The organism is Geminicoccaceae bacterium (assembly GCA_020638465.1).
In the GTDB taxonomy this organism is placed as follows: domain Bacteria; phylum Pseudomonadota; class Alphaproteobacteria; order Geminicoccales; family Geminicoccaceae; genus JAGREO01.
On sequence record JACKIM010000002.1, the window covers coordinates 211,906 to 223,389 of the forward strand.

General features: G+C 60.8%; 11 protein-coding genes and 1 tRNA gene. 8 read left to right on the forward strand and 4 right to left on the reverse strand.

The window, feature by feature from the left end:
- From H6851_11420 to H6851_11430, 3 genes are all read left to right on the forward strand, one after another.
- Positions 1-1,302: a diguanylate cyclase gene (locus H6851_11420; protein MCB9944212.1), complete on the forward strand. Its 1,302-nt coding sequence runs from the start codon at positions 1-3 to the stop codon at positions 1,300-1,302.
- 65 nt (positions 1,303-1,367) lie between these two features.
- Complete coding sequence (locus tag H6851_11425) at positions 1,368-1,904, forward strand: DUF4154 domain-containing protein (GenBank protein MCB9944213.1); 537 nt, start codon at positions 1,368-1,370, stop codon at positions 1,902-1,904.
- Between the two features lie 2 nt (positions 1,905-1,906).
- Complete coding sequence (locus tag H6851_11430; protein ID MCB9944214.1) at positions 1,907-3,946, forward strand: TonB-dependent receptor; 2,040 nt, start codon at positions 1,907-1,909, stop codon at positions 3,944-3,946.
- On the opposite strand, the gene H6851_11435 is transcribed toward H6851_11430, so the two are convergent.
- A complete protein-coding gene (locus tag H6851_11435) occupies positions 3,933-5,294 on the reverse strand; it encodes a glycosyltransferase family 4 protein (GenBank protein MCB9944215.1) in 1,362 nt (453 codons plus the stop codon). The genes H6851_11430 and H6851_11435 overlap by 14 nt on opposite strands.
- A gap of 275 nt (positions 5,295-5,569) precedes the next feature.
- On the opposite strand from H6851_11435, the gene H6851_11440 reads away from it, so the two are divergent.
- The 5 genes from H6851_11440 (at position 5,570) to H6851_11460 (ending at position 9,265) form a co-directional block, all read left to right on the forward strand.
- On the forward strand, positions 5,570-6,886 hold the full coding sequence (locus tag H6851_11440) for a hypothetical protein (GenBank protein ID MCB9944216.1): 1,317 nt from the start codon (positions 5,570-5,572) through the stop codon (positions 6,884-6,886).
- Positions 6,887-7,142: 256 nt separating this feature from the next.
- A complete protein-coding gene (gene rarD, locus H6851_11445; GenBank protein ID MCB9944217.1) occupies positions 7,143-8,012 on the forward strand; it encodes an EamA family transporter RarD in 870 nt (289 codons plus the stop codon).
- Positions 8,013-8,214: 202 nt separating this feature from the next.
- Positions 8,215-8,520 carry an integration host factor subunit alpha gene (locus H6851_11450; protein ID MCB9944218.1) on the forward strand — a complete coding sequence of 102 codons (306 nt, stop codon included), beginning with the start codon at positions 8,215-8,217 and terminating at the stop codon, positions 8,518-8,520.
- A gap of 35 nt (positions 8,521-8,555) precedes the next feature.
- A complete protein-coding gene (locus H6851_11455; GenBank protein ID MCB9944219.1) occupies positions 8,556-9,101 on the forward strand; it encodes a MerR family transcriptional regulator in 546 nt (181 codons plus the stop codon).
- Positions 9,102-9,188: 87 nt separating this feature from the next.
- Positions 9,189-9,265 (forward strand) — tRNA-Pro (locus H6851_11460).
- A gap of 161 nt (positions 9,266-9,426) precedes the next feature.
- Here H6851_11460 and H6851_11465 read toward each other — a convergent pair.
- Genes H6851_11465 through H6851_11475 form a run of 3 tightly spaced genes read right to left on the reverse strand, consistent with a single transcriptional unit; the run spans position 9,427 to position 11,482 of the window.
- The gene (locus H6851_11465; GenBank protein ID MCB9944220.1) at positions 9,427-9,825 is read right to left on the reverse strand and encodes a VOC family protein; all 399 of its coding nucleotides are present in this window, start codon (positions 9,823-9,825) and stop codon (positions 9,427-9,429) included.
- Position 9,826: 1 nt separating this feature from the next.
- Positions 9,827-10,549 carry a heme ABC transporter permease gene (locus tag H6851_11470; protein MCB9944221.1) on the reverse strand — a complete coding sequence of 241 codons (723 nt, stop codon included), beginning with the start codon at positions 10,547-10,549 and terminating at the stop codon, positions 9,827-9,829.
- Between the two features lie 54 nt (positions 10,550-10,603).
- On the reverse strand, positions 10,604-11,482 hold the full coding sequence (locus tag H6851_11475) for a dimethyl sulfoxide reductase anchor subunit (GenBank protein ID MCB9944222.1): 879 nt from the start codon (positions 11,480-11,482) through the stop codon (positions 10,604-10,606).
- Positions 11,483-11,484: the final 2 nt, after the last annotated feature.

The following is an 11,484-nucleotide window of genomic DNA, read 5'->3' on the forward strand; positions in this document are numbered from 1 at the left end:
ATGCTGGAATTTCTCCACGCGCTTGGACAAAAAGGCAGTCTCGCGCGGCGGTTGTCCGTGATGAACGCGGGTATCATTACACTTTTGACGATGTTCGTCGTTGTCGTCCACCTGACCGTCTATCAGGAGATGGTTCTCGAGCGATCGGAGCAGCGCGCGCTGCACCTGGCCGGGACGGTCGCGGATTTCTCGGCAAGCTATCTGCTGGATCTGCGCGTCAATGACCTCAATGTCGTGTTGCACAACATGCGCAAGACGGGTGAGGCCGAACGGGCATTCGTCGTCGATGCGGAAGGAACCATCCTTGCCGATGGCTCGCTTGATGGAGAAAATATTCTTACGACTTCATATGATGACATTGTCGCCGAGGTCCTTGCTACCAACGCGCCGGTTTCCCGGATCGACGATCAGTTCCTTGAAGTGGGATTTCCCGTACGGTTGAGCAGTACCGAGACGGGTGTGGTGCGTCTCGCCGTCAGCATGTCGGGAGCGGTTGCCGAAGCCGGAGAAGCCCGCGGCAGCACGATCCTGATTGCCGGCCTCGTCCTTTTGCTGAGCTTGCCCCTGAGCCTCATGCTGATCCGCAAGATGACGGGGCCGCTGTTGACGCTGACCGAGCACACGAAGGCGGTGGCGGCCGGCGACCTGACGACCAAGGTATCGATTGACGGGCTGGGCGAGCTTGGCGAACTGGCCAGTTCGTTCAACCGCATGCTGGATGCCTTGCATGAGAAGACCGAGCGCATCCATACGATGGCCTATACCGATGCGCTTACGGGCCTCGCCAACCGGGCAAGGCTGAACGATGTGCTGTATGACAGGGTGCCGCTGGCCACCTCGAAACAGCCGCTGGTCATCATGCTGCTTGACCTCGACAGGTTCAAGCAGGTGAATGATACACTCGGCCATGAGGCGGGAGACCTTCTCCTGACGCTCGTGGCCCGTCGGCTCGAAAACGTGCTCGATGACGTTGGCTCCACGGTCCGGCATGCCGGGGAGACACCCCGGTCGATGCTTGCCCGTCTTGGTGGCGACGAATTCGTCTGCGTCGTGGACGGTGAGGGCAGCGTCGAGATGGCCCGCGAGGCTGGCAAACGGATCGTCGAGACGATCGGCCAGACCTTCGACCTTTCGGGCCGTACGGCGCAGATCGGCACTAGCATCGGCATTGCCTGGGCACCCCAGGCCGGCGCTACCGCCAGTGAGATCCTGCGGCAGGCGGACCTCGCCATGTATCGTGCCAAGCTCAATGGCCGCAATTGCGTGATGACCCACCAGCTTGAAGATTCTGCCAACTCGTGAAGATGGTTGATTTTCTACTATAAATTGATTATTTCATTTTACAACACTACTCATGAGCGAGAAATATGGGAATTTGGTTCCGACGCATCAGCCTGCCGGTTCTTGCCTATGTTGTCGCACTGGGCAGTGTCGCCGAGGCTGCAGCCGAAAGACGGGATCTGGAAGTCGTTGCACGATCGGTGGGTTTTCTCTCCGATCGTCCCAGCGGCAATGTCACTGTCGGCGTGGTCATCGACCCCGACGTCCAGCAGTCGCTCGAGGAATCGAAGACCATCGAGTCGTTGATCAGCAAGGGTATCAAGGGGCCGTCGCTCTCCCTTGAGGCGATCAGCGTGATGGTCAATGACCTGTCGAACCTCGACGGTATCGACATGCTCCTGATCACGGGAGGTCTCGCCAGCCATCATGCGAGCATCTTCGCGGCGGCTTCGCAACGCGGGTTGCTGACGGTCTCCACCGACGAGCGCTGTGTGGATACCGGCTATTGCGTGATGTGGGTCAAGGGGGCGCCCAACGTACGTATCGTCGTCAACCGGGCCGCCGCCAGAGCGTCCAACATCAGTTTCCAGACGTCATTCCGCATGCTGATAACGGAGCGCTGACCATGTCCGTCGTCACGATGCGCGTTCGCACCATCCTGCTTTCGTCTGCCGCCGCCTGCATGCTGATTGCCGAGGCCAGGGCCGACAGCATCGATCTCGGCAGCCTCGAGACGTTGTTCGGCCAGCCGATCACGACCAGCGTCACCGGCATGCCGATGCGCGAGGATGAAGTTCCCGCGAGCATGGAGATCATCACTGCCGACCAGATCCGGCGCTCCGGTGCGCTGGATATCCCGCTGGTCCTCAAGCGCTATGCGGGAATTGATGTCAATCAATGGACGGATGCCCATTATGATGTCGGCATCCGGGGCTACAACCAGCCTTACAATCCGCGCCTGCTGGTCCTTGTCAACGGCCGCCAGGTCTATCTCGATCACTATGGCATGACGGCCTGGACCGCGCTGCCGGTCCAGATCGACGACATTCGCCAGATCGAGGTGGTCCGCGGGCCCAACACTGCGCTGTTCGGTTTCAATGCCGCCAGTGGGGTGGTCAACATCATCACCTATAATCCCATCTATGACGATGTGAATTCGGTCCGGGTCAGCGGAACGACCAGCGGGATCGACACATCGGCAACCGCGTCCGTACGCCTGCCGCAAAAATATGGCGTGATGCTGTCGGCCGGAGTTCGCGGCGAGAAGAGCTTCGACGACGATAGCGACAAGTCTCCCAATGGCCTGTTCAGGGCGGATCCGGAGCGCAAGAACGTCGCGCTCGATTCCATCGTCCAGCTTGCCGAGCATACTCAGGTCGAGTTCGATGCCTCCCATGTCAGTGCGGAAATCAACGAACTCGATCCGACTTATCTGGTTTCCCGGACACGCTACTCGATCGGCTCGCTGCGCGCCCGGCTGTTCCACGACAGCGATTATGGCCTGTGGAAGCTCAGTGCCTATCGCAATCACTTGTCCGCCGAACTCGACAGTGCCGCGACACTGGGTGTCACCGGCCGATCCATCGAGGCGCGCAACGATGTCACGGTCATTGGCGCGGAAAACCAGTTCATCCCGTTTGCCGATCACGCGGTGCGGATCGGGGCCGAATATCGTCGCAATGAGTTCGAGACCGTGTTTTCCGGCAGTTCGACCGTGGGATACGAGGTCATGGCGCTGAGCGGAACATGGCATTGGCAGGCGAGCGAAGATCTGTCCTTCATTGCCTCGGGCCGTATCGACCGTCTTGAAACCTTCGACAACGGTCCTCCCCTCGAACCCTTCAATTCCGATGACTACAAGAACGTCTATCACGAACCGAGCTACAATTTCGGTGCGTTGTACAGCCTGTCATCCGATGATCGTGTCAGCCTGCTGGCTGCGCGCGGCGTACAGACGGCATCGCTGCTGGAGCTGGCATTCGTCTTTCCGCGGGCACCGATCAATGGCAACCTCCCGGTCACGGCCGATCCTCGCCTGAAGCCGACGGTCGTCAATGAGATCGAAATCGGCTATGAGCACGATCTCGATGCCATCGGCGGCAAACTGTCGCTCGCGGTGTTCGGTCAGGAGCACAGGCATCTCAAGACCGTGCCGGGCATCGGCCCGACCAATGTCGCCATTGTCAACGGACAACCGGTGATCACGACCTTCAACGCCGGAAATTCGAAGGCCTGGGGCGTGGAAATCGGGCTCGAGGGCCGCTACGCCGATCATTTCAACTACAACACATCCTATGCCTATATCGACATCAACGACGACCTGACCGTGAACAAGAACGGCATTGGCCAGCCCATCCGGTTTGCCGGCGTGACACCCGAGCATACCGTCAAGGCATGGATCGGCTACGATGACGGGCCATTCACGGCCGATCTGTTCATGCGCTGGATGTCGTCGCACAAGAGCATCAACAACAAGGGAGGCACAGCGTTCAACATCGCTCATTTCAACAGCGATTTCAATGCCGATGCCCGTATCGGCTACAAGCTGAGCGACCGGATGGAACTGTCATTCTCGGGATTCAATCTCATTGGTGCCGACAGTACGACGACCGGATTGAAGATCGACCGCAGGTTTATCGCGACGGCAAAGATCAACCTGAATTGATCAACCCCTGATCGGGACATCGATCACCGGCCGGGCGGCTGGATGTCCGTACGCTGTCGTGGTCGACGATCTGGTCCAGGATGTTGCGGAGCCGTTCCGTAGCGTGCGTCCAAGAGAATTTTGCCGCAATGCTGTCTGCACCTGCCTTGCCGATCTCTCTGGCACGATTGAAGTCGTTCAGCATCCGTCTTATCGCCGAGGCAAGGCCATCGGCATCGCCGGCTTCGACCAGAAGGCCCGTCCGATCATCCTCTATGATTTCGGGGATCCCGCCGCGTCGGCTGCCGATGCATGGAACGCCGCAGGCCATGGCTTCGGCCAGCGGCAGTCCGAAGGGTTCCTCGCAGATCGACGGTTGAACGAAAATCGTCCGCTCTCCCATGAGTCCCGGTATCCGGTCGTGCGGGACGGTTCCGCACCACGTCACACGCGAACGGTAGCGCTTGTCGATCCGCGCTGTGAGTTCCTCGCGCAGGCCGGTTCCGGCCTTGATGATCTGCTTGACCGCGCCTGACAGCGGACCCCGGCCATAGAAGGGCAGAGCGGACCGCATGGGTGGATCCTCTGCGACGAGACGGATGAAGGAAAAGGGGATGAGCCCCGGCGGTCCTGCCAGGACAAGCTGAAGGTCCGGGAAGTCGCCGGCCACCCGATTGAAGGCGTCGATGAGCACATGCGGTCCCTTTTCGGGTGAGATGCGCCCGACGAACAGAAGCTTGTGCCGCACTTCCGGGACGTGGCCGCCGTCGCCAAAGGTCGCGACGTCAACGCCGTTACCGATGGCCTCGATCGGAATTCTCAGGTTGGGAAGGCGGTGGTGCAGCTTGCGGGCAAGCCACGCCGAGCAGGTGACGATTGCCGCGAAAGGCATCAGCCGGCTGCTGACCAGAGCGACCGGCAACCGTGTCAGCGTTTCGTCGTGGAGGTGCAGGACCAGCGGCACATCGGGCAGCTTCTCCCGGATGGGACCGCCGAATTGGGGGTAGGTCATCAGATGGACGACGTCCGGGGCGAGCCGTGCGACGACGGCTGCCACATTCCGGGCATATTCCGGATAATAGCCGTCCCTCGCAAACGACGGCAGGCCACGGCCCGACAACCCTTGCAGGGTGTCGAATACCTTCGATTTCAACCGTCCGGGCGCGGGTACCCGATGCACGGTGATGCCATTGTCGAGATATTCTTCGCGTGTCTGCCCGGCGAACAGCGGGGCCACGACATGGACGTCGGCATGTCGGGCAAGCCGGTCCGCGAGAGCCCGGAGAACGATCGACACCGATCCAAATTCCGCGCCCGAACCGCGATAGGTATCACGTGGCTGCGCAATCATCACGATTTTCAACGACATTGTCCCACAATGCTGCGAAGGACGCGAACGACACCCTATCTGCCGGTCGCTTGGGGTTAAACCTCACCAGCGATAATGTGATATCCCCGAGATGGTGTCACGGGGTAGCGGTGATTCCTGACTGGGGACACTATCCGCAGTTTTCAATTCGTGCTTGATCACCTGTCGCGATAGTGCATGACAGTATGTATTACGTAAAGGGTAGTGGAATTTTGGCAACCGTGATTCTCGCACCACGCGGAAACGCCGCGTGGTGCCGGGTTCTTTCCAAGATTTTGAGCAAGCATGCCGGTATCGAGGCCCGTGTCGACGGGCATCATCTGATTTTCCAGCTTCCGCTTTCCGCCGATGAATGCTGGGAGTTGCGGATCGATGGCGGATCGGCAGAGGATGCCGGAGCCATGGCGATCCATGGCGGACAACGCCATGCCGACGGCATGCTCGTCGCCCGTTCCGCCGATGGAGGAGGCTGGCGGCTGCTCGACCGCGTCCGTATCAAGGTCGTGGGGCATCTGCCGCACAAGACCGGTGCCCGGCTTCGGGAGGCTGCCGCATTCATGCCTGCGCGCACCGCCCGCCACATCATGGCGGGCATCCGTGTCCCGACGGCGAGTTTCGGCTATGGAGGAGATATTCCCGAGTCGAGGGCCATCTCGTCATGGCAACGTCGTTTGCAGCCTCTCGCGTTGGCGAGAAACCTCGTCCACCGGGCGATGCAGGAACGGTTCGAGGAGGTCTGGACGATAGGCGTGGTGCAGGCGACGCCAGGACAGGTCATGCGTGACGGTCTCGGTGCGGGGGTGCGCTGGTTCGAGCCGCGCGATCGTGGCTACCTCGCCGACCCTTTCGCCGTCGAGATCGACGGCCATCTGCGGGTATTCGCCGAAGCCTACGACTTCGAGGGCGGACGCAAGGGGTATCTGGTCACCGGCGACGCCGAGGATCTTGCCGGCGGCGGGCGCGGCGAGACCGTGTTGCGCGAGGATCATCATCTGTCATGGCCGCAGGTCTTCGAGCACGAGGGCGCGTGGTGGATGTTGCCGGAAGCCTGTGGCGGTGGCGAGGTCCGGCTCTATCGCGCCGACCCCTTTCCCCACTGCTGGACCGCAGCGGCCGTTCTCCTGCCCGGGTTCGCCGGGGCCGATCCGACACTATATCGAGACGATACCGGATGGTGGATGTTCGTCACGGACCACATGAACCAGGACGAAACGGTTCTTCACCTGTATTTTGCCGATCGGCTGGAAGGTCCGTGGCATCCGCACCCGGAAAATCCGGTGAAGGCCGATTTGAGCTCCGCCCGGCCGGCGGGGCCGCTCTTTCTCGATGGGGATGACCTTGTCCGACCGGCGCAGGATTGCAGCCATACCTATGGAGGTGCGGTGACGCTCAATCGGGTCATCGCGATGACGAGGGAGCACTATCGCGAGGAAGTGATCGCGCGCGTCGAGCCCGATGCCGGCAGCGCCTGGCCTGATGGGGTGCATACATTTGCCGGGGTCGGCTCCCTGACGATTGTCGACGCCAAGCGCGAGTTCTTTTCCTGGAAGCGCTGGTGGCATGGCCTGCGCCAATTGGTGAGAGGAAGTTGAGCGGGCCGTGCCGGCAACCGGACGGCAGCCTATCGCAAGAAAGCTTGTGGGGTGCCCTGATCGACGGCCCTTGCAGATGAGTTCTGCCGCCGGTGCGTCATCGGGACCGTGATGACGCTGTTGCCGGAAGGCATGATGGGGCGTAAGCGGGCGCTTCGTCGTTTCCACGTTCGATGCGCGTGGTATCCGGCTGTCCTGCGTCAGGAGTTCGCGGTCCGGCCCCTCCTCACCTTACCGGAACAGGGCATTTTCCCTCATGAGCGACCAGCAAAAAGGCTTCGTGGCATTGGCCGTGAGTGCTGTCATCTGGCTCACCTTTCCCTTTGTGTTCAAGGCCGTAAACCAGGTCGGAAGCTATGAGGTCCTGGCGCACCGGGTCGTCTGGTCGGCCGTCTTCATGCTGGGATTGCTGAGTATCGGCAGTATTCGTCGCGATTTTCTCTCGATCCTCCAAAGCCGCAGGCAATTGCTGGTTCTGACGGTGACGGGGGCGCTGATCGCCGGCAACTGGCTGGCCTATGTCGTCGGCGTGCAGAGTGGGCGTGTCCTTGACGTCAGCCTCGGTTTTTTCATCTCACCGCTGCTGTCCGTATTGCTGGCCATCTTCGTTCTCGGGGAACCGGTTCGGCCCCTGCAAATGGTGGCCATCGCCATCGCCGCACTGTCTACGCTCAATCTTGTGTACCAGTTGGGGATGGTCCCGATCGTATCCCTTTCGCTCGCCGCATCCTTCAGCGTCTACGGGATATTGCGCAAGTCGCAGGCCATCCCTGCTGCGGCAGGATTGCTGGTCGAGACCCTGATGGTGGTTCCTCTGGCGCTGGCCTTTCTCATCTGGAAGGACAATGCGCAGGGCCTCGGCTTTTTCGAGTTCGGTCCGAAAACCGCTGCCATTCTGGTCGTCGGCGGTGTGATTACCGCCATTCCGCTGCTGACCTTCAACATGGCTGCCCGCTACTTGCCATATTCCGTCGTGGGATTGACGCTTTATCTCGTTCCATCACTGCTGTTCATCATGGGAATTACGCTTTTCGACGAACCGCTCAGCATGGTGAGACTGCTGACCTTTGTCGGAATCTGGACGGCGCTGGCTATCTATCTCGGTGAAAGTCTGTTGAAGCGATGAATTGTCCATGGGGTCGCTTCCGGCGGGAGGGCGTTCCGCAATTGTTCGTAAGTGAAAGGAAAACTCGCTCAAATTGTTATTCCTCTTGACGCACCTGTTGACGGAAACCTTTGTGTCATCTAGCTTTTTTTTTAGCCGAGCGCGTCAGTCAGAGCGCGCGGCCGGGGTGCGGAACGAATGCATGGCGAGGGGGTTGCTGTTCATGGCGGGACGAACTGTGACGAGGGCGCAACTGGCCGAAGCCGTGTATCAGCAGGTCGGCCTGTCACGCAGCGAGTCGGCCGAGCTCGTGGATTCCATCCTTGGAGAGATCGGCGATGCCCTGGTTGACGAAGGCGAGGTAAAGATTTCTTCATTTGGCACCTTTATTGTTCGGCAGAAAGGTGAGCGGATCGGGCGCAATCCCAAGACTGGCGAGGAGGTGCCGATACTTCCCCGCAAGGTTCTTGTGTTCAGGGCTTCTCAGGTGCTCAAGAGCCGCATCAATGGTGAGCCGGCACCGGCCTGATGATCGCCGCCCGATTGCAGTGAAAGGACGAGGCGATGGTCGTAGCAGGTAGCGACGTAACGTCGGGCGAGGCCGGGTCGGCTGCAAGGAACGGAAAGTCGTCATCGGCGTTTCGCACGATCAGCGAGGTGGCCGACGAGCTTGATGTCGCCCAGCATGTATTGCGGTTCTGGGAAAGCAAGTTCCCGCAGGTGCGTCCTCTCAAGCGTGGCGGCGGGCGCCGTTATTACCGTCCCGAGGACATTGACCTGTTGCGTGACATCCGCAGCCTGCTCTACCAGGAAGGATACACCATCAAGGGGGCGCAGAAGCTCCTGCGGCAGCGTCGAAGCAAGGCGGCAGCAAGCAGGGCGAATGTGGCAACGCCGCCCCAGCAGCGTCAGGACGCGGGGGTACAGGCCGCTGTTGTCGGAGAAACCGAGGGTCCGGCGACGGACCCGGGCGATGCGCCGGTGCCTGCCGATGAGGCTGCAGACCCCGGACGTGAGCGTGCCCTGCGTCGTATTCGCGACGATCTCAGCGATCTGCGCGACTGGATCGGAAAAGCGGTAAATCAGGATGCCGGGATGGCAGATCCGTGATTGCCGAAGCCGGATCGCGCCGCTATAGTCCGGCCCACTTAAGCCGAGGAGTTCGCGGTCAGGCGACCGTTGTCCGCCCGGCCTGCTCGGAGCGTAGCGCAGCCTGGTAGCGCATCAGTCTGGGGGACTGGGGGTCGCAGGTTCAAATCCTGCCGCTCCGACCAAATGATACAGTCGTTTCGTCCGGGCACTTATCATCTCACGACAGATGCACGCACCACCGCCTCCGGCCACCATGATGGCGCAGCCGGCAGCGGGATTTCGCAGGCATGCCCGTTCGAGGTCAGGGCTCGATCGTCAGCCTCGGGAGTAACGAACCATCCTGTCAGGCCAGGCCGCGATTGGCCAGCGCCTTGTGTTCCGACGGGTCGAAGTCGATGTGAATATGATTGCCATCCGGATCATGAATATTCACCTGGATGATCTCGAAGCCGGGAACGACCGCACATTGGTACTCCACACCACGTTGTTCGATATGGTTGAGGAACTCGTCCAACCCGCTGGCGGTGATGGCGAAATGCTCGATCGCGGGCTCCCTGGCCTCGGGTTGCGTCCTGTGCTCGACCAGATGGACCACGGCATGCTCACCGGCATAGAGCCATGCTCCGCCGAAGGGGAACGGCGGGCGATCGCCATTGGTCATTCCCAGCACGTCCTCATACCAGCGGATCATGTCCGCCAGATGGGCTGTTCGCAGATTGACGTGGTCGAGCCTGTTCAACATGTCAGTTTTCTCCCCGATGACTTGTTCTCAAATTCATGATCTTGCGCTCGTTGAGTTGGAGGCGGATGCGCAGGATCATCACCGTTATCAGGTAGAGATTGAACAGCAGGATCATGAGAAGCAAGGGATAAAGCATCGACGGGTCGATGGTCGGGCCATCGAGGCGCATGATCGATGCAGGCTGATGCAGCGTGTTCCACCAGTTTACCGAGAACTTGATGATCGGCAGGTTCACTGCACCCACGAGGGCAAGAATCGAGGCGGCGCGGGCACCGCGATTGGGGTCCTCGAAGGCGTCATGCAGGGCCATGTAGCCGAGGTAGAGGAAGAACAGGATCAGCACCGAGGTCAGTCGCGCATCCCACACCCACCAGGTTCCCCACATGGGTTTTCCCCATATGGAGCCCGTGAAAAGGGCAATGGCGGTGAACATCGCCCCCACCGGGGCGGCGGCGCGGGCGATCACCTCGGCCAGCGGATGCCGCCAGATGAGGGCCGCGAGACTCGACACAGCAATCACCGCATAGGTGAAGGTCGCCATCCACGCGGCCGGCACGTGGACATAGATGATGCGATAGGCCTCTCCCTGCTGGTAGTCGGCCGGAGCGATCACCAGCGACCAGTACAGGGCAACGGGGGTCAGCAACAATGTGGGCCATGCGACCCAGGGAAGGACCGCATCGGCGATGCGCTGGAAGCGCAGGGGATTGGCGAGAGCATGCATGACACCAGTCTAGACCTCGCCCGACGGGCTGGAAAGGCCCCGTTGCCGCGACCGTCAGTCCCGGTACCCGTAGTAGAGCCCCACGACATGCTCGGCCTGCGCGAAGAACAGCCATCGCGACAGGAACAGGCCGCCAATGTGGAACGCTATGGCCAGGGGCACAAATAACGATGCCCAGCCGGGGTTATCCAATGCCAGCAGCAGGAGCAGAAAAGGTACCGCACCCCCGCAGAGGAATGCCATGATCCGCAATTTGGTCGCATGTTTCCGGCCAATGCGGAAGACCATCTCCTTCAGGAGATAATTGGCAGAACTGTGTGGCGACTCCAGCAGTCGCACGCGGCCCCATCCTCCCAACCCCGTGGCGGTCTCGGGCGTCGATCCGGCCCGCGCGAACTGGCGGTCGCCATCGAACCACAGGACAAGCTGTACCAGCCAGAGGATGGCCAGCAGGACAATGGCGGGCATGGTCTGTCCGGCCAGCAGGGCGCCGCCAGCCAGGGCATAGAGGAGGAAGGCGGGCATGGTCAGCGGATGTTTCCACCGCGGGATACTTCTCAACTGGGCATAGATCATCGCTGTGCAGACAACGGTCGCGAGAGCCGACAGCGCCGACAGCCACCCCAGCCAGACGGGTGTTCCATTGCCGAACGAGAACAGCGCGAAACAGCCCATGGTGACGATCGATGCTATTCCCTCACGGCTGAGCCATGACGACCGCCACTGCGTCAGGGCACGCGCCGCCCGCTGCGGATTGCCCAGATGGAACATCGACGCCAGCAGGCCGATTCCTGCGAGAATGATCGCCAGTGCCGCGTGGAACAGCGGAAACGGGTTCTGCGAGGTATCCAGGCCGATGCCCAGCCACATCATGAGGCCGAAGCCGAGGCCGGAAAGCGAGGTGAACAGGATGATCGAGGAAGCCGGATGCATGT